This is a genomic window from Bradyrhizobium sp. WSM3983, from assembly GCF_000473045.1.
GTDB lineage: Bacteria > Pseudomonadota > Alphaproteobacteria > Rhizobiales > Xanthobacteraceae > Bradyrhizobium.
Genome location: NZ_AXAY01000054.1, coordinates 1 through 24575, shown reverse-complemented (window position 1 = coordinate 24575; position 24575 = coordinate 1). Strand labels below are relative to the sequence as shown.

Here is a 24575-nt window from a genome sequence, read left to right as displayed (position 1 = left end):
AGGAATGGGCGTAGCCCAGGGGAAGAAAGTCGAGCTGCTGGCGTTGCGTTCAGGCGATCGAGGCGCAGCCGCTCTTCGGCCAGATCGAGCCATCAGGAGGCCAGGTGGTCCGTGCGCTAAACAGCACCTCGGAAGAAGTTGTGGCGCCTCTCGGTTCGGCTGCACAAGAGGTCGCTGCGGTCAGGCGTGGCGTTGGAAGCAAAAGCGAAGAAAGGGCGAACGCGATCGCCGTGAACCAGCCGCGATGAGATGCCCTTGGCTGGCCTGCCGCCGCTCCGGCGCTGAAGGCGAACTGATTAGGCGCACACCGATGGCCGGGCTTGCCCCGTCCATCGACATCATGACGCCGCGCTGTTGAGATGCATGCTTGGTGGTTGCCGGCGCGCCCGTGAGCGTGTTTCGCTTGCCGCCGTTGCCCGTATTTCTGAAAACTCATATCGATCGATCGAATTTTTCCTTCACGAGCTATCTGCGTAACGAAAAGAGTTCGTCCGCTGAGCGGTATCAGTGGATTCGGCGAAATTGCTCCATGTTCCGCAATCTCGAATTGAGGCTGACGCAAGGGCGTCCCACTTGAACCAGGCTCAATACGTGGAACTTAGGTCACGTGGGACGAATGAACTCCACCCTACGCATGGCTGGCGTTACAAGCTTTAGAATATTTCCACGCGCGGAGACTCTAAGGGGCTTGAATCTGACGTAGCGTCAGATTGTAGGGTTTCTTGCAATCGTCGCGACACTCCATTGTCGATTGTCGCACCAGAACCTCCTGACAGCCAGCAAGAATTGCGAATGTCTCAAGTCCCTTACCCTCGCGCGGCTCGATTTAGTCGCGCTTCTCGAGCGCCTCTCTCAAACGTCAGCTATCGACTTGCCCCGGGGCGGAAGTCCACCGGAGGCTCGCTTGAAGCGGTTGTAGAACGAGCAGCGCGAGGCCCGCGCTGGCCGTCTATGCGCTGTCATTACAATGACTGAACCGACGCGCCAGCGGACGCCGACGCGAGGAGTGGGACGGCTTGCTCCGCTTCGGACCTACTCGCGGCCCAACACGTCTTCGGTGCAGCCCGGATCCCGGTGTTTTCGGCCGGGCGATAGTGCAGCCATCGGCTGGCTGTCGGGCATAACCTGCTTTCGGACGTCCAAAGGTCTCGCATGTGTCACACAGACCGGCATAGCGACACTGACTCCGGACTCGGGCCAACATAGGATTTCAAATGTTAATCATTCCAGTCAGCTCAGCCGCAAACTCAGCAATTCTCGCTTGTTCTCGTTTGGTAGTTGGCGTGCTGGCGGGGTTCACATTGTTACCACGTCGTGGACAGCCACGACCATTGCCGCGATTGGCTCTTAGATGGGGACTGGCATTGCAACAACTGTCGTCGCCTCGATTGATTCCTATCCGCCGATGCAATGACCGCAATGAGCGTTCTGCAATGGCGAATGCGATCCACAACAGGCAGTCGAGATAGGCACTAGGCTGAGACCACGGCGCACCGTGCTGACGGCTCGCAACAAATATTCCTTTCCAGGGTTCGGACGCTTCCGCTGAAGCGGGAAGCGCTCAATTTCGCTCCCGTTCATGATTGGGCCTGATGTGCCCAGTGGTTTTGCGCGAGTCGAAAAAGAGGCGATGACATGCGAACGCTACTCGTTGATCATGACGCGGACGTTGTGAGTACTCTGCAAGGAGCGCTCTCGCATTGCGGTTTCGCCGTCGACGTGACACCCACTCTGGATGAGGCGGCGGCTGCTTTTGGCTGCGCCTGCTATGACATTCTTCTGCTCGAGTTGGTTCTGCCGGATGGAGACGGTTTGGACTGGCTGAAGCGGCTGAGACGCGACGGAAGTTCCACGCCTGCCATTATAATAAGCCGCCTCAACGATCTCGGTCGTCGGATCGCGATTTTGAATGGTGGCGCCGACGATTTTCTGCCCAAACCTATATCTACTGATGAGCTCGTCGCCCGGATGCGAGCCATACTGAGGCGATCGAGCCAAATGACAGCCCCCGTCGTCGTATTTGGGAATCTGAGGTTTGATCCCGTTGCCCGGCAAGTTTCAGTTGGGGGTCGACCACTAACGATTGCCCGTCGCGAAGTGTGCATCCTTGAGCACCTGCTCAGCCGCGCAGGCCGCACCGTGCCGCGCGCGTCCTTGGAGGATGGCCTGTATGCGTTTGGCAACGAGGTGTCGACCAATGCGCTCGAAGTCGGAATCTATCGCTTGCGCGGTCATCTGAGCCGGTCAGGCGCAACCTTACAGATTAAGACCGCCCGGGGAATCGGCTACGTCCTTGAAATTGAACAGCGCGGCGTCAGCCACGCAGTCGAACTCACTCGAAAGCGAAGACTAGCTTGATGAACATTCTTGACGGCAAAGATCGCAACTTTGCACGCTGTCTCGACGCTGCCCCCCTTGTGGTCAGCGGGCTTTCCTTGCTTTTCCCCCTCATGTGGGCGCTTGTTTTGCTGTCACCGTTTACTGCCGCAGCTCAGACGGCGCCGGCTGCAAAAGGGGGGCCGCCGCTTGCGACGCCTGACAGCATCAATGGAACGATCAGTCTTTCACCCTCGATTGGCAAAACAATTCACTTGTCGGCGCCGGCCGCCAGCATCTTTATTGCCGATCCCACGATCGCGGATTATCAGGCGCCGTCGAACACGACCATCTTCGTCTTTGGCAAAAAATCTGGACGAACCAGCCTGTTTGCTTTGAACGAGGATGGCGAGGCTCTCGCCGAGTTGCGCGTTGTCGTCACGCAACCAATCGAGGATCTGCGTGCGATGCTGAAAGCCCAGGTCGGCGACTATCCGATCCGAGTCAGCTATACGCCACGCGGCGCGATCCTTAGTGGTACGGCTCCCAACGCAGATGTTGTCGACATTGCCGTGAGGGTAACAGAGCAGTTTCTCGGTCCGGGTGCGCTGGTCGTCAATCAGATCCAGGTGACCGGATCCCTACAGGTCAACCTGAGCGTTCGCGTGGCGGAGGTCTCCCGCGGAGCGATGAAGGAACTCGGGATCAACCTCTCTGCTTTCGGTCAAAATGGCGCTTTCGTGTTCGGCTTTAAGAGCGGTAAGGGTGGCGGCTCCGGCGCGGCTGCCGGCGGCGGCACGGCAGGTTTCGGTTTCACCGCCGGCAACATCAATGTTGGCGCTGTTCTCGACGCGCTCGCCAACGAACGCCTCGCTTCCGTGCTCGCTGAACCGAATCTCACCGCAATGTCTGGTGAATCCGCGAGCTTCCTGGCAGGCGGTGAATTTCCAATTCCTGTCATGCAGGACAACCGACAGGTTTCGGTCCAATTCCGCCATTTCGGAGTCAGCCTCGAGTTCGTCCCGACCGTTCTCAACAACAATCAGATCCATGTCCGCGTGAAGCCTGAGGTCAGCGAGCTATCGAACGAAGGTGAGGTGAAAGTGAACGGCATCGCAGTGCCAGGCCTTTCCACCAGGCGTGCGGAGACCGTCATCGAGCTGGGGAGCGGACAGAGCTTTGCAATAGGTGGCCTGATCAGGCGTCGCTTTAACACGGATATCAGTACTTTTCCCTGGCTGGGCGACGTGCCCATTCTCGGTGCGCTGTTTCGCTCTTCGTCCTTCCAGAAGCAGGAGACGGAGCTGGTTATTATCGTCACGCCTTACATCGTGAGGCCAGCATCGAACCCGAACCGGCTGGGTGCCCCCACCGACCGTGTCGGACCGCCCTCAGATATGGGGCGCGCCTTGACGAATACTTTGGCAAGCCCGCCGAAAGGCCGCGACGTTCCCCGCACCAGTGGGCCAGGCGCGACAGGCGGCGCCAGCTTTATTATCGAATGAGAATCGTCGAATGACCTTACGAAAGCTGTGCCATCTGATCATTCTGATGGCGTGCGTAGGCGGGTGCACAAGCACTGCTCCGATCTACACCGCGCCGGCTGAACAAGCGACGTTGGTGCAGCGGGAGAACAGCATCTTGCTGCTGCAGAGCCTCCGCGGCGGCGAGCGATTTCGTCTGCGGGATTTCGTGGCCAGCGCCAGTCGGGGCCGGCTTGATGCACTTCATCTGGAGATCAGCGGCTCGGCCCGGCTCGGCGCTCAAGCAGCAAGCGAGGCTCGCCAAATGGGAGTCGCGCCTTACAACATCCGCCTGTTCGGCCCCCGCATCGATCAGCCCGTCGGCTTTGCGGTACGAATCCAGGCAACCGTCTATGAAGCATATCCTCCCGTCTGTCCGTCGCTTTCGATCGTTGGTCCTGCAGTTAACGATAATTCTTTCGATCAGACGCTTGGCTGCTCGATCCGCGGCAATCTAGGAGCCATGGTCAACGATCCGCGCGACCTGCTCGGCAATGGAGCTGTCATGGCAACCAAAGGTGATCGTGCCGCCATCCCTGTTACCACATACGCGACCACGGGGCAGCGCAACGGGAGCGGCTTGGAAGATGGAACTGGCAACAGGGCGTCACCAGAAGCCGGAGCCGGATCAATGGAAACGAGGGATATACGATCGCCTCGATAGTGCGCCTCCAATGACGCATTGCTGCTGCCATTCGCACTCTAGACCAGCCCGGCCGAATAGAGTGCTCTTGCGACCCCTTCAAAGCACCTGGCGGGAACGGCGTTGCCCAGCTTGGCGTTGCGGGTGAGCTGACGCGCCAGGGCATGGTCATGGATAATACTGAGGCGCAGTGCCTGCGCCTCGGCAAGAAGTTGTGAGGCGACTTCGCCCTCACCACGGCAAACCACGATCGGCACGCCGGTCTCGCCACGGACGTAGCGGAGCCCGATCAACATCGCCTGTCCTGTCACTATCAATGTGGCACGATGGAGGCCAAGCGGAGGCTCGTTCGCCGTCTCGTGACGGATGCGACGGTGTTCATGTTTTACCTGCGGACTGCCCTCCTGTTCCTTGGACTCTCGCTTGGCCTCGGTCTCGGTCATCCGCATGTCCTGCAAGAACAACCAGCGCTGGACGAGGAGATCAGTCAACCCGCTGAACAGAAAGGCACCGGCAGCAATTTCGGTCAGCAGCTTGATCTCAGCGAACACGAAGCCGAAACACCCCATGCCGCAGACTGGCAGATACACCAGGACTTTCCACGTTCCGATAACGACAAGGAAAAAGCTTGCGCCGAGAAGGGAGACTTTGATCAAGCCCTTCGCAAGCTCGATGAGCGACCGCTTAGACGCAATCCGCTTGAGCCCCTTCATGGGGTCCAATTGCTCAAATTTTGGCATCAGCGGCTCGAATGAAACAATTAGTCCGCCATTGGCCAGGACTCCGGCCAGAATGGCTGCGGCGACACCAGCCGCGAGGAATGGCCCGACGGCCGCCCAAAATATTTCTATAAGGCCGCCTAGCGCCTCCTGGACCGCCCAATTGAACGGCTGAACCTGCACTTTGGTTATTAGTCGTACCGTTTCATGCCACTTCCCCTCGATCAGGCCAGCCCTTAACCAGAGGCAGCCGAAACCAGCGAAAACGCTGACTGCGCTCACAAAATCGGCGCTGCGCGGACTCTGCCCCTTCTTGCGCGCATCTTTTAGCTTCTTGGGCGTGGGAGGGTGCTTCTTCTCTTCGCTGGAGCCGCTCATTTAAGTAGGTTTTCGAACAACTCGAGCGCTCTGTTGGACTGGCTGATCTCCGATCCCATGTATTCGACGAGAAAAGTGGCGTAGCTGACCATGATGAACCCAAAGGCGACATTCTTGATCGTGGGGGAGACATCGCTCAGTTTGATTTGCGGCGCAAAACGCCCAAGTATCATGATCGATACATCAAGCAGCAGCAGGAAGGCCAACACGGGGCCGGAGACCAGCAGCGTCGTATGCATGATGTGATCGAGAATCCCAAGAAACTGCATCGCGCCTTGCACGCTCAAATTGGGCAGCAAACGATACACGGGCCAGACTAGATAGCTGCCATAAAGGGCCGCAATTGTAGTCTGCAAGCCTCCGGATAGAACGAAAATCGTGATCCCAGTGGTACCGAGTAAAACCGCAGTCGCCGAGGCTTGGCCGCGCGAGACGGGATCATCGGAAGCAACAGGGTTCGTAATTCCCCGTTGGGTATCGATGACCTCACCCACTGCCTGGATGCTCCATAGCGGAATGCTGAGCAAGAAGCCGAGGAGGAGACCGACGAATACTTCCTTCAAACCGAGGAGCGTGACGCTGACCAGGCGTGAGCCCGGATCCAGAGCCTGCAAGCCGTGCTTGATCTGCAATAGGCATGGCAGTCCCATTGCAATCGTCACGCAGCCACGGATCAAGCCGCTAATGCGCGACCGCGCAAATACGGGAAGGACCAGCATAATGCCAACCGCGCGGGCTGCCGCGAGGCTGGCTGCGACGACGAGTTCGATGGCCTGCTGGATCAGAGTTTGCGTTTCGGTGAGTGACGAGACGCTCATCTAACGCCGGCCAATACTTGCTGTGAGTGCGGGAAAGTCGGTAAATACCTGCTCGGCTTCGCTGATGAGTGCGGCACTGAGCACTGGGGAGAACAAAGCGATAACCGCGACCACGACCAAAAGCTTCACGGTCAGTGGCAATGTTTGATCCTGGAGCTGCGTTGCCGCCTGGATAATGCCAACGCCCAATCCGACAACGACCGCCGCGATGAGCGGTGGCAGAACCCAGATCATGAAGAGCACAAGTGACCGGCTCATATGAGTGAGAATGCTCGCCTCATCCATGCTCAGCCCCCCGGTGTTGTGTAACTGAGCACCAGCCCGTGCATGAGCCGCGACCAGCCGTCGATCGAGACGAATAGAAACAGCTTAAAAGGCACGGATATCACCGTTGGCGAAACCATGGACATACCCATGGCCATCAAGATGGTCGTTACGATCAGATCGATGGTGATAAAGGGCAGATAGAGAAGAAAACCGATCTCGAAGCCACGCTTGAGTTCTGAAATTAGAAAAGATGGTACAAGAATGACCAGGTCATCGGCGCTCACCTTGCCGCGCATGTCCTCGGGCCAGACCTGTTCGGTTGAAGCCAAAAAGAACCGACGCTGCTCGTCAGCGGTGAACTTCTTGAGATAATCGCTTAGCGGCTCCTGACTCTCCTTCGCGGCGGCGACCCAATCATCGATCGTTTGGTAGCGCAGGTGCGGCGCAGACATGCGATTGTAGGTCTGTTCAATGACTGGCGCGCTAATGAAGACGGTCAGGATCAGTGCCGCGCCATATAGAACGAGGTTCGGCGGGATCGATTGAGTCCCGAGCGCGTTGCGAACGAGAAAGAGTACGACGGATACCTTTATGAACGCCGTGCTTGTGACGACAGTAAACGCCAGCAGGCCAAGGCCGGCCGTAAGCGCAAGCAGCGCAACAATTCCCGGTTGAATATCAGTCATTGACTGCCAACTTGCTCCGCAGCCGGACGGCGAGCTCCTCCCCGATGCGGACGATGTCGCCGCGGCCGATACGGCGGCCGTTGGCAAGGATATCGACCGGTCCGCCGAATGGCCGGCCAAGTTCGAATACATGTCCTTCACTGATATTCCTCAATGCTCCGAGTGCGACAGTCCAGCGGCCGCATTCGAAACTAAGAGTGATTTCGATCTCGTCGAAATCGCTTTCAGAGGGCGGTCGGGTCGTTTTGGCTTGGGTCATCAGATGTACACACTCTAGAGGATGTGGTTGGAGGCGGAACGGCCCTCGCACGATCAAGCGATTCTCTGCAAGATCTGCCGGGGCCCACAAAACTCCCGCAGTAAGGATGGCTTGGCCGCGGGAAGGTATTACGTCCGGCACAAGAGCGTCTCCTGCATCTGCCGTCCCTAGCAGGGCGACCGCAGCACGGAGCGAGCCGATCTCTCCCGCAACGATGAGAGGCAATTCCGGGGGAAGCTGGCCCGCCTCTCGCGGGAGCTTGCTGAACAGTCTGCCTAACGCACGAAACGCGGGCGGCACTGAACCATCAAGCGGCGAGAACAGGAATAGGCGCGCTTTGCTTCTGAATGAGCCGTAGCTGATTTCGAGTTCCAAATAAGGACCCCGAGCGGTTGCTTCGCTCAAAGAGATCAGCCGCATGCGTTGCTGTGTCAGAGTCTCTAGCTGATCGAGCAACGGATCCAGCGCAAATTCGACGAGGAGCGAACGACTTGGCTCGGAGGGTAGGCCAAGCCCACTCTGCACCGTCGCGATCAGCGCCTCCACAACCGGACGGGGCAACGATAGGATGATCGTTTCATTCTCGATGGCCCAAGCGCAGTCAAGCATTGATACGGCATACGGCTCCGGGTGCCAGACAAGCCGCTCCATCCGCACGGATAACGGCTTATCGCTGAGACGGCTTTGCAGAGGCTTGCGGGCCGCAGCGATCTCGTTAAGCCAGGAGACCACGGCGTGGGACAGGGTTAGCGCCGGTTCAAATCCGGATTGTTCGCCCGGAGCCGTGGTCGCTGGCCCGTAAGCAAGACTAGGCGTTTTCGCTGGCATACGAGAAGAAGTCATCAGAGTCAGTCGCTAGCGGTGGTTGGTATGCGAGCCACTCAGATACCGAAGCAAAAGCTCATCGTCGGCCTCTGTCTCGGCTTCCGCCTCCGAATGGGCATCGGTCGCGCGCTGAACGTCGTCCTCAATCTGTTGCCATTTGTGACTCGCCGCCGAACACTTGGTCAAAAGCGCTCGCGCCTCGAAGACCGCAGTCTCGGCCTGCTCTTGAGCGGCGCGCGCCTCGTCAAGCCTTCGGCGTGCTCCTGCGATTTCCGCTGTGAGCCGTTCAGTGACGAGGTGGCAGCGACGATCGAGCTCCTCGAGAGATAACGGGTCAAGCGATGCCAGCTCTCGGTAAAGCTCCACTTCGAGCGTCGCTCGGTTTTTGTCGGCGTTTACAATATGCTGGAAAGCCTGTTCAACAGCTTGGACCGCGACGCGGCGGTTGGCTTCCATGTTGGACAACTCGCGAAGAGCGCTCCGCTCTCTCATGTCCTTCGCTAGCCGCAACTTCGAAGCGTGGACGCGATTCACGCGGTTAGACGCGACATCCATGTGACCGTTTCCTCAAAACTTGATGCCTCGTGTTCGCCCTGACGCATGAACTTCCGCAAATCGTCGATCGAATCGATTGCCCGGTCAGTCAGCGGATCGCTTCCTTGCTTGTACTCGCCCACCTTGATCAAGAACTCGGCCTCGGCGTAGCACGAAAGCAGATCACGAAAGACAGAGGCCGCCTTGCGATGCGACACAGGGACGACCGCATTCATTACGCGGCTGCGGCTCGACAGTACGTCGATAGCGGGAAACTGCTCCCGCGCCGCCAGAACACGCGAAAGAACGATGTGGCCATCAAGAATGCCGCGCGATTCTTCGGCGATTGGATCACCCGTGCCGTCACCCTCGACGAGCACGGTATAGAAGGCCGTGATTGAACCGCGCTCGCCCATGCCGGCACGCTCCAAGAGACTAGGCAGCATGGCAAAGACCGAGGGCGGAAAGCCGCGCCGGGTCGGAGGCTCTCCTGCCGCAAGACCGATTTCGCGCATGGCGCGGCTAAAGCGCGTTAATGAGTCCATCATCAGAACGACACGAAGCCCTTGATCACGAAAATATTCGGCAACTGCGGTCGCCATGTGAGCACATTGCGCCCGCTCCATTGCCGAACGGTCGGAGGTCTCAACGACAACGACGGTGCGGCGGAGGGCCGCCTCCCCAAGGTGCCGCTCGATGAATTCACGCACTTCCCGGCCACGCTCGCCGATCAGCGCGACTACAGTGGCGTCCGCAGCCGCGCCCTTTACGATTTGGGAGAGTAAGGTCGACTTACCGCATCCGGGGTCTCCGTAGATGCCGATCCGCTGGCCTTCACCGCATGTCAGAAGCCCATCCAGAACACGGACGCCGAGTGGGAAGGGTCGCTCGATACCCCGCCTTGTCATTGGGTTGGGAGCCTTGCCGCGCAGCGGACGAGTTTGAGCGACATTGATCGGGCCCTTTCCGTCGAGTGGACGGCCGAAGCTGTCGATCACACGGCCAAGCAAATCGGGGCCGACCGGCACCTCATGCATTCGCCCGGTCGCGACCACTTCTGCTCGGCTGGACAAGCCCCCCATGTCACCGATAGGCGTGAGTAATACTCCATCGTGCAACAGGCCGATCACCTCCGCCTCGAGCGACCATCCGGTGCGCGGATCCTGCAACAGGCAAAGCTCCCCTACGCGCGCCTCTGGCAGCACGGCATGGAGCAAGGTGCCGACCGCCCGCGTGATCCGTCCGCGTACGGCACGCGTATCGATCTGCTTTGCAGCAGATTTCAGAGATGATAGCGCGGCGCCGAGATTGTCCTCTCCAGCCGCATCGCCATGACTTGCTGATGTGGTCACGATTCGCCGTCCTCTGAAGGCAAACCTAAGCCGAGGCGCAGGGCACGGAGCTGCGCGGCAACTCCAAGATCGACGTTGCCAAACTCGCTCCACAAGACGCATTGCTCCTGCCTTAGAGCCGGATCCGGATCAATCCGCACTTTCGGCCGGCCCTCCCGCCCATCGCAGGCAGCGAATTCGCGCGCCAGCGCATCGGCTTTCAGAGGAGACACATGAAGGCACACTTCCGCACTGCCATATTTTCGCTCGATCGCGTGACGAACGGTCCTCACCAACATCTCACCCGGATCGAACGTGCCCAGCACGTCGCTCACGATATCGAGAACCAGTTGCGGCAGCTCCTGCTCCAGAACGGCTATTCGCTCCGCGGCTGCGCATGCAGCCTGGGCAATCAGCCGCGCCATTTCCTCGGCGCCGCTCTTGAAGCCATCGGCATGGCCGCGCGCCCGCTCCCGCTGATAAGCTGTCCGCCCCCAGCTGCGGACGCGTCGCAGATGCCGCTCCGCAGCCGCGCGTGTTTCTACGGCATCGCACCAGATCTCGAGCTCTGCAGCCGGTATCAGTGGCCCGAGCGGACGTATGTGGGGGGCGACCGGGGGGGCTGGGTCATCGACTGTCATACCGTGGTGTCTCCGTCGCCAAATGAGCCATCACCAAGGAAAGCAACGGGCCGGCCATGTTGCGGTGTTCGGCCGCTGGATTGTCGGCGGGAGTGCCCGCAGGCAAGCGTAGCAGCACGCGCATGCGATCAAGTGGTGAAGCTTCGTTGAGCCAAGCACCTAGGCAAGCATGCCCATCGTGCTCAATCTGTTGCGAAAGTTGCTCCGGATCATCAGTAGAGGTGATTGCGATCGCATTGACCAAGTGCCGGATAGCGAAAGCATGCGCTTCTGGTCCGATACGTTCGATCAGAATTGCGAGACGCGGCTTTGAGACGAGCTTCAGAAGCGAACGAGCGTGCCATACACTGCCAGCAAGCAAAGCAGCCCTGCTCGGCTCATGTCCGAGCAGAAGATCGCTTCCCCAGGCACTTCCTTTCGAGACGATTTCGTCGCCAAGCATCAATTCGGCCAGCTTGACCTGGAGCCTCGGGCTCTTCTGCAGCCGTATCAATGTCGGAGCCGACAGCAGCGCGTCAAGACGGGCGGCAACACGGGTCGGATGAATCGAGGCCGCAAGTTGGCGCAGGCCCACAGAGGGCACTTCGGACCAAGGATGAGATTCGGCGGACGGCATCGGAGCGGCCATTTACATAGCCCCATGCCCTGTCGGAGACGTCTTTTTACTGGGAGGCTGGTTAATCGGCGCGTTCGACCGGATGCCAAGTCTGGCTAGTGCGCGGGATAATTGGGCGCCCTGCAGCTTGCGAGAGCCCAGAAAGATGTAGCACAAAACCGCGAGCGCAGCGCCAACGACCCCGATAACGGCCGCAAGTAGCGGGATTGAAACGGATTTGGCCGATTGAGCGGGCGCAACCGCCAGCGCTGACGGGTGTTCAAGCGGAGGCCGCTCAACCGGCACAAAGACGACCGCCACCTTGTCATAGGATAGCCCTTCAATGCTGTTGGCGATCAGCACCTTGATCTGCGGTAGCAGGGCTGAGAGGTTGGCATTGGAGTTATGTCGGATGAAGACCGATGCCGAGGACGGGATCGTGTCCTGTCGCAACAGATCATTCTTCGGCAGAACCACGTGGACACGCGCGGATATGACCCCGTCGATATCGCTGATCGTGCGCGACAATTCCTCACTTAGGGCATAAACGTACCGGGCGCGCTCTTCGGTTGGCGAGGCAATCAGCCCCGAACCTTTGAAAACCTCCCCTAGGCTCTTGAAAGACTGCCGCGGCAGTCCCTCAGCGCTCAGCAGGTCGATGGCAAAGGCCAGCTGCTTCTCCTCGACCCGAATCGTGCTGGTCCCGTCCTTGGCAGTAACACGGAGCGTATCGACGCCCTTGCTGAGCAGAAGCGCGAGCATCTCATTGGCCTCACGCTCCTGCACTTGGGTGTACAGATCGGCCTTGCAGCCAATCAGCAACAGGAGAAGCGGCAGCACGCCAAAAACACGCAACTGCTGACCGGATAGACGGTTCCGGGCGATTTTTCTATGCATCAAAGCCAGCACCGGCACCGCTCAGCCCGATGATAGCAGTTTATTGAGCGATGAGCTGACGGCACTGGCACTCTTGGAGACAAGCGACACCTGAATGACGTCGCTGTAAACATCTCGCAGATTTGCCATCGCCGATTCGAAATTGCCGACTCCTTCCGGCCCGCCCACCGCGCGCGACTCGCCCTGTTGCTGCAAAAGTGGCTGCGCCGCCGGTCCAGGCTGTACAACCCTCGAAACAGCCACAGCCGGTGCTGTGTCCACCACGGAAGGAATTAGATTGGTCCGGGACATTGCAGAGAGACCCTGAAGTACGCGCTCGCCGCGCGGACTTGCCTGGGGTATTGCACGTTGAACTACCGACTCCGAGGGAGCCAAGGCCACCCTATCTGCGGCTGAAGAGGCACCCTCTTGAATCGAGGCCGCCCGCGCAAGACTTTGCTGAAATTGGCTATCCTCGCCGATGGCCGCTGGCTGCCAGGTCTTGGACAGCGCATCAACTAGATTGGGGGAGAGCGGCGGAGCAACTAACATGAAAGGACGCATTGTCTCGCGCGATGAGAGTAATCCACCGACTGGCCTACAGTCACCGTAGAGAAGCGACCTGACGACAAGCTGACTAACGCGCCTGACTTGGCGTCATCTAAAGATCACGTTTGGCTTTCAAGTTCGACGGAACCTTAGTTTTGCCCCGCACCGAATGAACATGGGAAGGCTCGGCCGATTCACGATGCTGAAGATTTTGAAGAGAGCTCTGTGGCTCAGCGGGTTCGTTTCCATCGGAGCAGCTCCGATCTTCGGCGCCCCCCTGTCACTGCCATCGACCCCTTATACCTATACAGTTCTGGATCAGGACCTCTCTGCCGCGCTGCAAGAGTTCGGCAACAATCTCAATGTCAGAATGAACGTCAGCCCCCAGGTGAAGGGCCGAATTCGCGGGCGAATGCCGGATCTGCCACCACGAGAGTTCCTCGACCGTTTGACAAACCTCTACAATCTTCAATGGTACTACGATGGCCTCGTGCTTTACGTATCGTCCGCAAATGAGGCACAAAGTCGTCTGCTCGTTTTGAATGCGCTCAGCTTCGATGAATTCAAAGCGGCCCTCGATGCGCTCAAAATCTCCGACGAACGCTACATTCTGAGGTCCGCACCGGGAGATGGAATCGCCTTGGCTTCTGGTCCACCACGCTTCATCGCGCTCGTGGACCAGACTCTCAACGGGCTTATAGCAGAAGCGCAGGCGCGGCCACGCGCCGTTCCCGTCGACAAGCCGCTGCATGATTCAGTGCTGATGCTGTTTCGTGGCGCCTCGACCACGGTCATTCGCAATGGACGGCCGGAAGGGACTTCTGAAGCACCGCATGAGGATAAAGCGGCGCGCGAGTCTGCTCCGGGTCGGGGAAAAGATTAAGAACAAGCGGCTCCGTTCGAGATCAACGCCGTCTGCATTGACTCGCGAATCTTCCGAGGGTCGTCAGGTTTTCGAAAGCTAGCCCTGCCAGCATGAGAGCATGGATACCGAGCCGCGATGCCGCAGACCGCAATGCAGCTGTCTTGGTCCAACGATCGTCGAGCCGCATGTCTTCGAAGGAGACGCAGGATGGATTTCAATGCAATCAACCGAACGAACACGAGCCTCCAGCCCGACTCACCACCACCAGCAGAGATAACAGGCTTTGAGCATCAGCTGAGCGAGTTGCAGGGCGGTACTCCCCTACATGTTGCGGGCTCTCCAGTGCTGCAGGGTGAACCCTATTCACCGCACTTTCATGCCGGGCAGCAGCAGCTCATTGCTCAGCACGTTGACGATCTCCCCGGCTTCGATCCAGATCGGATTTGGCAGGATCTGGAAGCCGGACCATCGCGGCCCGCACCATCACCAGCCGGACCGTCCGGAGCCGGGCCGTCAGGAGCCGGACCATTGTCGTCCGCGGAAGCTGCAATGCCGGAACTCGGAAATTTCGTTACCGCAGCCAGACGTCCGATTAGCGAGAACTGGGTCTTCATTGGCCAAACGGCCGGGAATGACCAGATGAATATGCTAAGAAGCGCCGGACGCCTTCCAAGCAAGGACTGCCCGATCACAACTTTCTCCATCTGGGGCGTGCCTCATACAGCCGAATGGCGAGAAGAGGGGCTTATTCGGCTCAATCCGTTGCTGGACGCTAAGTATTGGCCCGGCGGCACGGGTGAAGACGAACCCGCCCGGAGTCCGCGCCAGGACATGCCGCGGTCAGAGTAGATGTTGGCGAAGTCGCCGGGAGCAGGAGCGCTTGGCGGTTGCTTCCGGCGGATCTCGAACTCCTCTGCATCGCGTCGGCGAGCCCCCCTGCATCGCTGCATTGTCTTCGGGTGCTATACGAGCCACCACCCTCCCCGAGCTTGCCAGCGCGTTGCCAGATAGTCGGCGAATTCGCCGACTATCTGTTCCGCACTGACGTCTCGGCCAAGGGTCGTGCTCGGTAACGAAGGAGAGGTCGAAGAAGCGCATGTTTCTGGGGCGATGCGCCGCAGCTGCAGCCGCTCGCGCAACTGGACCTGACAGGCGAGATAGACCTCGATCTGGGCGTTCTGGTTGAGGCGTCGGAGCGAACGGACCTTCTCGCGGGCGATCCCATCCAGCACGTCCAAGCGGAAAAATGACGCGGCCTGCTGCAGGAGTTCGTCGGCCCCCGTTGTGATAGGTGTCCTCGAGATCAGCGTTCAGGCGTGCGGTCGCATGCCGTTCCAGGTTAAAGTGCTGCGATCCTCGCAGCCTCGTCTATGCCCTGCCCGTCTTCGGCAGCCCGGATCTGGTCCTGCGACGAGGCGGGATCGGCAAGAGGCGGTAAATCTCTGCTGCTGTCTCCGCCACCGTGGTCATTCGCGACGGGCAACCGGAACATCCTTTGCCAACATGCCGCATCGGGACGGCATCGTCCCCTCGTCTGCGCTGGGCCAAAGTTGACATTTGACTACGCCGCAACTTCCCGGAGAGATCAATGTTTGCCGTTGTTCATTGTGGATCCTTCTTCTCGTCAGGTTCTCGAAAGCTAGCGCTCCTAACGAGAGCGTGGATAGCCGCACGGCGAGCCCGCTTATGAACTGCAACGGAAATGAACTTCGGGACGCCGACCTGCGAAGCAGTCGGAAGACAAAAATGGGCGCATTTTTGGCGGACCGGTCGGCGTCGCTCGGCCCCGTCAACATGTCACGCGTTGCGTGTTGTTCATCGAACTCACAATAGAGGCTATACATGTCGGTAGGCAACTTTACCTCATCCACCAGCCTGACTCTGCCTGAGCCCGCGCTTGCTCCGGGGGCCTTGTCGGGGCTCGGAGCGCTCGCGCAGACGCCTTCCCAGTTTCCGCAAAGCGCGTTTTCGAGCTTCGAGGCAATGCTGTCCAGTTACTCGTCAGGAGACAACACCAGCGATCCATCCGCGGCACGGGATCTGCCGCCAGCAGATGTGAAGTCGGGAATGGAAGAAGTGCAGAGACTGGAGCAGCACGCGCTGGATCTGCTGCCGGCGGACGTGAAGGCGGCGTACGACCGATTGGAGCAGGCCTCCCAATCGTCTTCTGCAATCGACTCCAATGCCGTCGCACCGGCGCCCGTATCCAGCTCAAGGATCACCTGGAACGGCGGCACGCTGACCGATAGCGAGTTGCAAATCGTAGCAGTGTTGGACCGTCACAAGGACCAATGCCCGCTCAGTTGGGACTCGCTGGGAGACAAGGCCGGCGATCCCTCTACACCTGCGGATTTGAAGGCGGCGATCGAACAATTGCAGCAGGATCCGGAGCTTTTCTATGCGATCGGGTCCCAAGGCGACGGCCGCTGCGGCGGCAAGATCAAGGCGGACGATCTGTCCGGATTCTCCGACCAACACTCGCAGGTTGCCGCATTCGCGAAGCAGCAGGCGCAAAGCTACGAGAATAACTACATTCCATCCGACGGCACCGGAAATGGGCTGCCGTCAGTTATGACCGAGAACGATGCATTGCGCGAGCTTTACCGATATTCCGACAGCCTGCCCAAGAATCTGAGCCTGACGGATTTCAGGCAGATCGTCGACGGCGGCGCCAAAACCGGCAAATGCCCACCCCAGGTCATCGCGGCGGCCCACTACTTCCTCGACCACCCGGACGCCTGGACCCAGTTGTACGGTGGCGCGATAGATCAGGTCCACAAAGAGGACTTCCTGCAAGTCGCCTCATCCTCAATGAACCTCACCCAAACTGAGCTAGATACGCTCAACACGATCAAAACGAATCCAAGCGTCTTCTTCGGCGACGGCGTCCTGACCCGGGACAAGCTCGCGGCGATGGCCGACGACAAGCATCTCGACCCGAAGGTGCGAGAGGCGGCGTCGCAGCTATCGTCGGATCCCCTGTTGTTCGGGTTGCTGAACAATTCGATCACGGGCTACAAGACCCATCACAAGTTCTTTGACTTCGGCGGTGGCCATGTCGTCGATTCCGGCAACATTAGTTATAACGACTTCACGAACTTCTACAGCAACATGTCGACTGCGAACCGCACCGTTCAGCAGCTGAGGACCCATGCCGCCAAAACCGCTGCCGAGCAGGACGCGGTCGCAGACATGATGATGGGCGCGGCGGACCAGCCCAATATCAAGTCGCCGAAGAAGAACGGTGGCGCTTTCATGCACGCGCTCGACGACGTCCTCAAGGTGGGCTCGAAGGTGCTTGACTGGGCCGCGACGGCGGTTGGTGTGCTTGGCTTCATTCCGGGCCTTGGGGAATTGGCCGATCTTGTGTCAATGACGTTTGAGAGCGAGGCGCAAGCAGCAAATCTTCTGCACACAGCCATTAGCGGAGGCAATATGAAGCAGGCGCTGGAAGAAGCTGGCCTCAGTGTCGCGGCGCAGGCCGTGGGCTGTATCTCTGGCCCGGAGGTCAAACTCGCCATGCGCGAGGGGCTGGTGAAGAAGGCGATTGAAGAGGCCGGAACGGCCGGCGTCAACTTGCCGGTTTCGGTGGCGCAATCCTATGCGGAGAACTATTTGAACAACCTGAAGGCACGCATTGAGGCTGAGCCCATGCAAGCCGCCGGCGTTCCAAGTCAGTTCAGCATGACGCCGTCAGCTCAGAACGCGGCCTGACAGGCAAGCTCGCGCGGCCTGGGCATGGATTGTGCTCATCCTGACCATCAACAGGCCGCGCAAGCGTTGCTGCCACATTCGAGCGAAGTGTGCCGAGAGCCTCGCCGATTTATTTCATCGCTCTGCCAATGATGGCGAGCGCGCAATCCGTGTCTTCTCAGCGGTACTCGCCGGCTTCACACAACATGTCAACCTCATCGTCTGCTTTGCCCAACAACCGATGCAGCTCACACATGCGCTTGGGCGCTTGCTCCAACTCCGATGCCGGGCCGACTTCTTCGCCGCCGAGAGTTTCCGTACACTTAGTCAAACGGCGGATTCGGGTTTACGGAGCACGGGCGCGCCACCATCGAGACTGTCTTGCCCCTGTTCGACACTGGAGCATTTTCGGTTCTGATTGCATCAGAACCGAAGCTCAAGATTCTTGTTTTGGCGCGTTTTCTTCACGCAAACCGGTGTTCACCTCGCTCGAAGACGCTGTGACATTGACGATCGCAGCCCTTTTTCCAAGCGAACTGATGCCGCGGCCTCCAGGAACAGCCAATCTGGCCTCCCTTGGCCAGTTTTGCATTCTTCAGAGACTCGTCAGCTTTTCGAAAGCTAACCCTCCTAGCATCATGACGTGGTTTCTCTAGACGGCGCTGCCGTCTATCGACCGCAGCCGAAATGAACATAGGGAACACACCAATGCGTATCGCAAATGGAGGTACGGCTGGGCACATCGATCCCTCTGGCCTCGCGCGTCGTGGCGGTGCTGAAGGAGAAGAGCCGCACGCGCCCAGCCGTCGTCCCGAGCATGGCGGACCGCGTGGGGCTGGCGGTCAGGGTGACGGTACAGCAGGCGCTGACTCGCAGGCCGTCGCATTACGCCAAGGCTTCGATGAGGTGCTCACGTCCATAGGGATTCAACTTGCAAGCAATGCCATGGGCGATTTTGACGAGGCAATGGCGGACACAGAAGAGAATTCCTGACGCCGGATGGTCCAAGGTCAGGAAACGTAGGCCGCCAATAGCGGCACAATTCGAAGAGAATGGAGAAACGATATGCCTAAAGTTGGTGCTTCTGGTGCTGGAGCTGTTGGTGGGGCCGCCAGTTCCGCTGTCAATAGCGGTATTGCCGCAGGTTCCGAAGCTGCTGGGAATGCCGAGTTCCAAAAGCAACTCGCTGCCTTGGCAGCTGTCAGCCAAGAGGCCGCGGAAAAAAGCGTGACGGAGCGCATCGTCTCGACCGAGCTCCAATCCGTCAAAAAGGTAGCCGACGAGCGCGTGCAGTAATGCTGGAAGTGGGGCGATTCCAGCGTCCCGCTTCCTCCCTTCTGGTGGCGGTGTGAACAACGTGCGACGTCACAAGGAGCCGTACGGCAACTGCCGTGCGGCTCCTCTCCTGCTGGGAGATTAAGCGTGAACGACGCCGCTTCATTCCATTTCGAGATCTTATCCGGACTTTATTCCGGACTAACCGGAACGGCGGCTGTCGGAACGACCCTAATAGGTAGTGCTCTCGATGCCGATTTGGTCTTCGTAGAACAAAGGCTCGAGCCGCATCACCTTCGTATCACCACGCTGTGCAATTCGATCGAGATCGAGGCCGTTGCAGCCAAAATCAGCATAGAGGGACACGAGAATGTTGCCGCGGGCGAGTGCGTCGTTGTTTCTCTTCCTGCTGTCATTCATGCCGGTGAGATGTCCATTCGCTGGTCTGTACAACAATCCACGCAAGCTTGTTCGATCGCGGTTCCGCGTATCTGGATTGCAGCACTCGTTTCCGTCTTGGTTGGCTGTGTCGGGATCGGCGCATCTTCAACCATGTTCTTCAATGACGATAGTGCCGGTGCGTTGAGTCCCGATTCGCGCCCTGGCGTCGAACTTGCACCCAAGCCTACCCTCAACAGTCTCGATGATCGAACGACTCAGAAAGCTGCCGAACTACTCCAAGGAGAAGTCGATCGAGCGGGCCTTCGCAATATCAAAATCGGTTCCGGGCTAGGTGTCGTGGCCGCCGACGGCATCGTTACCCCTTCACTAGTCCCTAGATGGCGGGAGGTCCAGCAGTGGTTCGATCGGCATACGAACGGGACGCCACCACTGGTGAACGGGGTGGTCGTGAAGGAGGAGAAGGCACTCTTCTCAATCGCTCCGGAAGCTGTGTGGCGTGGAGCCCAACCCTATCTTCTTATCGGTGGTCAAAAGTATTTCGTGGGCGCGCTGTTGAACGATGGATGGACTCTCGATCGGATTGAGGAGGGGCGCGTTCTGCTCAGCCGGAATGGCCAACTCGCTGCCCTCCCCTATTAGGGTTTCAGCGCAGCAAAGGAGAACGTGATGGCGAAGGTGCCCCGGGAAGCTGTCGGAATTGCGATCTCGTCGCAGAGTCCCAACATCGACGACGATGCGCGAGCAATCGAGCCCGCCAACTCTCGAGCCACTGACTTGGAGGTCGACGGAACTCATGGCGATGGCGGCAAGAACGACGCGTCGATTTGGCCGACGCATCCGCAGGATATGCCAGTCCAAGCCGTGATCGGGGCTGTGCTGGAGGTCAACGATATCAATGCAGTCTCGCGCGTCAGTCTCGATGCCGAGCGCCCGCGGATAGACGACATTGACCCACGTGCAGCATTTGTTTCATTTTATGGCGGTAATCTCGCACATGACCTGCTCTCTTTCGTCACACCACGCATACGTCATCCGGACGTGCTACGAGCGGGGACTCACGCCGTTCTTCTGGAGCGCTTGGCCGTTACGCTATCGGCCGCACCAGAGGCCTCAGCTGCGCGTGAAGCGATCGACATCCTGCAGCAGGAGCTGCGGCGGCTAGTCCTGCTGCGGCAGACTCAGAACAGCTTGATCAAAGGCTAGCAATGGTCGACCCGGACGGAGCGCAGCTCTTCAGTCCAGTACCACCGGCATCCAAATCCGGCGATGTTCTGTTGATCTCCGAGCAGGAGCGCGATTTGGTCTGCGCAATCTCTTATGTCCACCTCGCGTGTGGGCAAAGCGCACAAAGTCTGTCTCTATTGCGGCTGATCGCGCGTGACAATTCTCAAGACATCGAGCTGCTGCGCATTCTCGCCTATGCCTTCGTCGCGGAGGGGCTTGGCTATGAAGCCCTGGCGGTGCTGGATCGACTGGACACGCTTGATAATCAACCTTCCTCACGCCTCCCTTTGATGTTCTTGCGCAGTCACGCCCTGCGACGGGTGGGCCGGATGGACGAGGCGCGTGCTGTCTTCCGACGCTATGTGTCATTGCGAGGCACCACAGCTATGATCAAGGAACAATAATAGGATTTCCATGGCAAACGTCCTGCGCCACTTCATCACTCGCGCGCCTGCCCACCCAGATTTCATGGTCGCATTGATACTGCTTTTGGCGATCGGAATGATGATCATGCCGGTCCCGATCATCGTGATCGATATGTTGATCGGTTTCAATCTCGGCTTTGCCATATTGCTGCTGATGGTGGCCCTTTATCTCAACACCCCTCTTGATTTTTCAGCCTTGCCGGGGGTCATCCTGATCTCCACCGTCTTTCGCCTGGCGCTCACCATTGCGACGACGCGGCTGATCCTCGCTGAGGGCGATGCCGGCAGTATCATTCACACGTTCGGTGACTTCGTGATATCCGGAAACATCGCCGTCGGCATTGTTATATTTCTGATCGTGACCATGGTGCAGTTCATGGTTCTCGCGAAGGGCGCCGAACGCGTCGCAGAGGTCTCGGCACGCTTCATGCTAGACGCTTTGCCGGGCAAACAGATGTCCATCGATGCTGAGCTACGCAACGGCCATATCGATCAGCACGAAGCCCGCAACCGGCGCGGCTCACTTGAGCGAGAAAGCCGACTTCATGGAGCCATGGACGGCGCAATGAAGTTCGTAAAGGGAGATGCCATCGCCGGACTCGTAGTCATCTGCATCAACATGCTGGGCGGCATCAGCATCGGCCTGCTCTCCAAGGGTATGTCGCTTGATCAGGCGTTGCATCAATATACACTATTGACCATAGGCGATGCGCTAATTTCGCAAATTCCGGCGCTCCTGCTATCGATTACGGCCGCAACCATCGTCACACGTGTAAACGGAGCTTCTCAGCTCAACCTTGGCGCCGATATCGTCAGTCAGCTTACGGCCAGTACGCAGGCATTACGAGTAGCGGCCGGCGTCTTAGCTCTGATGGGGCTGATCCCTGGGTTCCCTTTGGCCCCCTTTCTTCTCCTGGCCGCAGTTTTTGCCGCGACGAGCGCTATCAAGAGTGGTGCGCAACGCGCGAAAACAGACTCTAAGGCAGGGTCCAATGTCACTCCTGCGGGACCAGCGCAGGCTCAGAAGCAAACCGTGCCTGCAGAGGCACTGCCAATCACGTTGGTTCTAGCACCGAACCTGACAGATGCGATCGAGAAAGAGGAACTAGAGCAACACGTCGCACGCGTTTCAGGGCTTGTCTCAGCTGATCTCGGCATCGCGATTCCCCGTATCCCTGTCCAGCTCAATCGGAACTTGCGCGAGTCGGACTTTAGGATAGATGTCGAGGGCGTGCCAGTTGAAGGGGGTTCGCTCGACCCTACGCAGCTCGCGCTCACCGACGACCAGGCGACCATAGAGTTGAGCGGCATCCCGTTTCGGCATGACCCCAAAACGAACCAGATCTGGATCGAGCAAAGCCATGCACCAGCTCTCAAAGCCGCCGGAATTGGACATCACCGACCGAGCGAAGTCCTCGCCTTGCGCGTTCATTCGGTACTGACTCGATATGCGCAGCGCTTGGTGGGGATTCAAGAGACCCGCCAATTGCTTGCCCGGATGGAGCAGGAGTACGCCGATCTCGTAAAGGAAGTACTGCGCACAACCCCAGTCCCGCGGATCGCCGATGTCCTGCGCCGCCTCTTGGATGAGAGCATCCCGATCCGCAACACCCGGCTGCTCCTGGAGGCGTTTGCCGAATGGAGCGAACGTGAACCAAACGCCGTCCTGCTCACCGAGTACGTCCGCTCCAGTCTGAGGAGGCAGATTTGCCATCGCTATGCTAACGCCCACCGTGTTTTGCCTGCCTTTATTATCGAACGTGAAACCGAGGACATTCTGCGCAGTGCAGTGCGCGATAGCGCTGTTGGACCCTACCTGGTACTTGAGGATTGGCAGAGCGAGATGCTGCTGTCCCAACTCCGCCAAATCCATTCGAGCGTAGGACGAGGTCAGAGCCAACCCGTCATTTTGGGCTCGATGGATATCCGGCGCTTCGTCCGCGGTTTTCTCACTCGCAATGGGATCGACCTTCCGGTCCTGTCCTATCAGGATCTCGCCTCCGATTTTACGGTCCATCCGGTTGGGTCTGTCAAACTCACAGCTCCCAAGGATAAGGCTGCGGCGGGAGAACAACGCAACCTGCTTGCCACACCCACCTAACAGAGTACATCGGTCAGTCGCAACATGGATGGCATCAATTCATCTGGAACATCATTCGCAGCTCCATTGCATGCGCTCCGCCCGCCCTCGGGCTTAACTCTTGTGGCTCTATTCGCCATTCTTATGGTTGGAGGTTGCGCCAGCTCAGATCATCCGGCTCTTTCAGTGCAGGAGACGGCACGGCCAGAGTTGCTGGGCGCCAAAGATATCGATCCAGCTCTGCGCGAACGCATTGCGCACGCGCTCGGTCAGAATGCTGACGAGCAGCCTTTGCGCGAGGCGCTGAAACAACAACCAGACAATGTTGATGCGGCGATCTCGCTTACACAAGTGCTGCTGGCACAAAAGCGATCGGATGAGGCGACTGAGGTCGTCGAAAAGCTTTTACTCGCCGCTCCTGGCAACTTGCGTGCCCTGAATGCCAAAGGCGTCGTGCTCGATACAGAGGGGCGTCATCGAGAGGCACAAGCGATTTATCGGCAGGCTCTTGCGACCGACCCAGCCAATCATATTTTGCGCAACAATTTCGACCTTTCCCTCGCAATTGGCGCGCAATCTGATGCGGGAACACCCCGGCCACAATCACTGTCATACCAACCACGCGACTCAGCGCGATTACCGTAGGAGGAGCTTTCGCGTAGGATCGGATCGCCGGCGCGTGACACCTGCGATCAGCTTTGCGCCAGCTACCCTGATCACCAAGCTCGTGCTGCGCTTCGATGGCCTGCACTAAGAGCAACAACTATTTGTGTCCACAGCAATGAGGATCGCGACGTCTAGCCGCTTTGCCCACACGATGCACAACCGAGCTGACATCGGCAGGACTCGTCATTCGCCGCGAAGCAGCGATTAGCCAATCTCGCCGAGATGTGAAACGGCGCCAAAGAATGACCCCGCAGATTCGATTTCAATCAAGTACTTGCGGCGCCGATCGGCGTCCGGCCCCCGCGCCGATTCACAGTTCGACGTCAAGACGCGTCCATAGGCCTTGAGCGGCGCCGCGCATGCGCAAGAGGGCTTCACTGCGTAAGGATTCCTGGCAGCTTTGCAGATTTGAATGGGGTACCCCCAGCAAATTGATGCCACCGTCGGTCCGCACCGCGGCTCGGACACGCGGCACGTTCAGGGACGGATGACCCTCGACAGCATGAGGTTAGATGCCGGGCGCGGCAAGAGTGCAAGCGTTCTCGCGTTATGCATCCCGGTTGATGCCAAGTTGCCATCAGCGGATGAACAGTTGGAGCGCTCAACGAATCCTGCTGCCCGCCGCCATGAAACGCTATGTCCGAGATTCGGCGCTTCGGCTGTTGGATCGCGATCAAGGCTGCTGGAGCAATGGTCGATCTCGATGAATCGAAAGGGGTTCCCAAATCAGCGTTGAGCTGACTAAATTACCTGCCGGAGTGGAGGTCGGCAGGGCATGTCGAAGCCGCTTGCACTGGATTTTCAATACCGTGTTTTGGCAGCTGTTGCGGAAGGGGTATCGAATTGAGAAGCCCCGCCCGGCGGACCGGGCGGGGCTTTTTGGCGGAACTTCAGTCGCCGTTCTTGCGCGGCCGCGACCAGATCAGGCTGAAGCCGTCGCCGTCCTCGTCGTTGAACAGGTTCGCGTAGATCGGTGCGTTGAACG

The 24575-nt window shown here is 58.7% G+C and carries 25 protein-coding genes; 12 read left to right on the top strand and 13 right to left on the bottom strand.

The genetic code is table 11. The features are described 5' to 3' along the window. The first annotated feature begins 1635 nt into the window (after positions 1–1635). From YUA_RS0139640 to YUA_RS0139630, 3 genes are all read left to right on the top strand, one after another. Positions 1636–2358: a response regulator transcription factor gene (locus YUA_RS0139640; protein ID WP_027535599.1), complete on the top strand. Its 723-nt coding sequence runs from the start codon at positions 1636–1638 to the stop codon at positions 2356–2358. Positions 2359–2450: 92 nt separating this feature from the next. Beyond that, positions 2451–3821, top strand: a complete 1371-nt coding sequence (locus YUA_RS0139635) for a type II and III secretion system protein family protein (protein ID WP_156947604.1) — start codon at positions 2451–2453, stop codon at positions 3819–3821. Between the two features lie 10 nt (positions 3822–3831). After that, positions 3832–4503, top strand: a complete 672-nt coding sequence (locus tag YUA_RS0139630) for a CpaD family pilus assembly lipoprotein (RefSeq protein WP_027535597.1) — start codon at positions 3832–3834, stop codon at positions 4501–4503. Positions 4504–4541: 38 nt separating this feature from the next. Here YUA_RS0139630 and YUA_RS0139625 read toward each other — a convergent pair whose 3' ends face one another. The 11 genes from YUA_RS0139625 to YUA_RS51400 are packed head-to-tail and all read right to left on the bottom strand — an operon-like array spanning position 4542 to position 12963. Further along, the gene (locus YUA_RS0139625) at positions 4542–5579 is read right to left on the bottom strand and encodes an EscU/YscU/HrcU family type III secretion system export apparatus switch protein (protein WP_027535596.1); all 1038 of its coding nucleotides are present in this window, start codon (positions 5577–5579) and stop codon (positions 4542–4544) included. Further along, a complete protein-coding gene (gene sctT, locus YUA_RS0139620) occupies positions 5576–6397 on the bottom strand; it encodes a type III secretion system export apparatus subunit SctT (RefSeq protein WP_027535595.1) in 822 nt (273 codons plus the stop codon). The genes YUA_RS0139625 and sctT overlap by 4 nt, the downstream gene beginning before the upstream one ends. Beyond that, the gene (locus YUA_RS0139615) at positions 6398–6682 is read right to left on the bottom strand and encodes an EscS/YscS/HrcS family type III secretion system export apparatus protein (RefSeq protein ID WP_027535594.1); all 285 of its coding nucleotides are present in this window, start codon (positions 6680–6682) and stop codon (positions 6398–6400) included. A 2-nt stretch (positions 6683–6684) separates the two neighbouring features. Next, complete coding sequence (gene sctR, locus YUA_RS0139610; protein ID WP_027535593.1) at positions 6685–7350, bottom strand: type III secretion system export apparatus subunit SctR; 666 nt, start codon at positions 7348–7350, stop codon at positions 6685–6687. Continuing rightward, positions 7343–8452, bottom strand: coding sequence for a type III secretion system cytoplasmic ring protein SctQ (gene sctQ / locus YUA_RS0139605; RefSeq protein ID WP_245285380.1), 1110 nt, complete (start codon positions 8450–8452; stop codon positions 7343–7345). The genes sctR and sctQ overlap by 8 nt, the downstream gene beginning before the upstream one ends. 12 nt (positions 8453–8464) lie before the next feature. Beyond that, on the bottom strand, positions 8465–8989 hold the full coding sequence (locus YUA_RS0139600; RefSeq protein ID WP_027535591.1) for a hypothetical protein: 525 nt from the start codon (positions 8987–8989) through the stop codon (positions 8465–8467). Continuing rightward, a complete protein-coding gene (gene sctN, locus YUA_RS0139595) occupies positions 8965–10320 on the bottom strand; it encodes a type III secretion system ATPase SctN (protein ID WP_305728025.1) in 1356 nt (451 codons plus the stop codon). The genes YUA_RS0139600 and sctN overlap by 25 nt, the downstream gene beginning before the upstream one ends. Continuing rightward, the gene (gene sctL / locus YUA_RS0139590) at positions 10317–10940 is read right to left on the bottom strand and encodes a type III secretion system stator protein SctL (RefSeq protein ID WP_027535589.1); all 624 of its coding nucleotides are present in this window, start codon (positions 10938–10940) and stop codon (positions 10317–10319) included. The genes sctN and sctL overlap by 4 nt, the downstream gene beginning before the upstream one ends. Continuing rightward, positions 10927–11568 (bottom strand): hypothetical protein, encoded by a 642-nt coding sequence (locus tag YUA_RS0139585; protein ID WP_027535588.1) that lies wholly within the window; start codon positions 11566–11568, stop codon positions 10927–10929. The genes sctL and YUA_RS0139585 overlap by 14 nt, the downstream gene beginning before the upstream one ends. Further along, positions 11569–12432, bottom strand: a complete 864-nt coding sequence (gene sctJ, locus YUA_RS0139580) for a type III secretion system inner membrane ring lipoprotein SctJ (protein WP_035972951.1) — start codon at positions 12430–12432, stop codon at positions 11569–11571. It abuts the gene before it with no gap. Between the two features lie 21 nt (positions 12433–12453). Continuing rightward, a complete protein-coding gene (locus tag YUA_RS51400; RefSeq protein WP_198029589.1) occupies positions 12454–12963 on the bottom strand; it encodes a nodulation protein NolB in 510 nt (169 codons plus the stop codon). 196 nt (positions 12964–13159) lie between these two features. Here YUA_RS51400 and YUA_RS0139570 point away from each other — a divergent pair, with 196 nt between their 5' ends. Both YUA_RS0139570 and YUA_RS50725 read left to right on the top strand, forming a co-directional pair. Continuing rightward, positions 13160–13843 carry a nodulation protein NolW gene (locus tag YUA_RS0139570; RefSeq protein WP_305728024.1) on the top strand — a complete coding sequence of 228 codons (684 nt, stop codon included), beginning with the start codon at positions 13160–13162 and terminating at the stop codon, positions 13841–13843. Positions 13844–14032: 189 nt separating this feature from the next. Continuing rightward, positions 14033–14674, top strand: coding sequence for a hypothetical protein (locus tag YUA_RS50725; RefSeq protein ID WP_156947602.1), 642 nt, complete (start codon positions 14033–14035; stop codon positions 14672–14674). Between the two features lie 113 nt (positions 14675–14787). Here the strand turns inward: YUA_RS50725 and YUA_RS0139560 are convergent, their stop codons facing one another. Then, positions 14788–15057: an NEL domain-containing protein gene (locus YUA_RS0139560; RefSeq protein ID WP_245285381.1), complete on the bottom strand. Its 270-nt coding sequence runs from the start codon at positions 15055–15057 to the stop codon at positions 14788–14790. Between the two features lie 610 nt (positions 15058–15667). On the opposite strand from YUA_RS0139560, the gene YUA_RS0139555 reads away from it, so the two are divergent. The 7 genes from YUA_RS0139555 to YUA_RS49460 all read left to right on the top strand — a co-directional run bounded on the left by YUA_RS0139555 (position 15668) and on the right by YUA_RS49460 (position 23569). Continuing rightward, positions 15668–17539, top strand: coding sequence for an HrpF/NolX family T3SS translocon protein (locus tag YUA_RS0139555; RefSeq protein WP_027535582.1), 1872 nt, complete (start codon positions 15668–15670; stop codon positions 17537–17539). 1044 nt (positions 17540–18583) lie between these two features. Further along, positions 18584–18814 carry a hypothetical protein gene (locus YUA_RS0139545; RefSeq protein ID WP_027535580.1) on the top strand — a complete coding sequence of 77 codons (231 nt, stop codon included), beginning with the start codon at positions 18584–18586 and terminating at the stop codon, positions 18812–18814. 126 nt (positions 18815–18940) lie between these two features. Next, on the top strand, positions 18941–19834 hold the full coding sequence (locus YUA_RS0139540) for a hypothetical protein (protein WP_027535579.1): 894 nt from the start codon (positions 18941–18943) through the stop codon (positions 19832–19834). A gap of 27 nt (positions 19835–19861) precedes the next feature. After that, complete coding sequence (locus YUA_RS0139535; RefSeq protein ID WP_027535578.1) at positions 19862–20398, top strand: hypothetical protein; 537 nt, start codon at positions 19862–19864, stop codon at positions 20396–20398. A gap of 2 nt (positions 20399–20400) precedes the next feature. After that, positions 20401–20823 carry a histidine kinase gene (locus YUA_RS0139530; RefSeq protein ID WP_027535577.1) on the top strand — a complete coding sequence of 141 codons (423 nt, stop codon included), beginning with the start codon at positions 20401–20403 and terminating at the stop codon, positions 20821–20823. A gap of 10 nt (positions 20824–20833) precedes the next feature. After that, entirely contained in the window at positions 20834–22945 is a 2112-nt protein-coding gene (sctV, locus tag YUA_RS0139525; RefSeq protein ID WP_027535576.1) for a type III secretion system export apparatus subunit SctV, read from the top strand. 24 nt (positions 22946–22969) lie between these two features. Beyond that, positions 22970–23569, top strand: a complete 600-nt coding sequence (locus YUA_RS49460) for a tetratricopeptide repeat protein (RefSeq protein WP_084293168.1) — start codon at positions 22970–22972, stop codon at positions 23567–23569. A gap of 911 nt (positions 23570–24480) precedes the next feature. Here YUA_RS49460 and YUA_RS49455 read toward each other — a convergent pair. Continuing rightward, positions 24481–24575, bottom strand: a 95-nt coding sequence (locus YUA_RS49455) for a DUF736 family protein (protein ID WP_156937107.1), incomplete at its 5' end; no start/stop codon positions are given.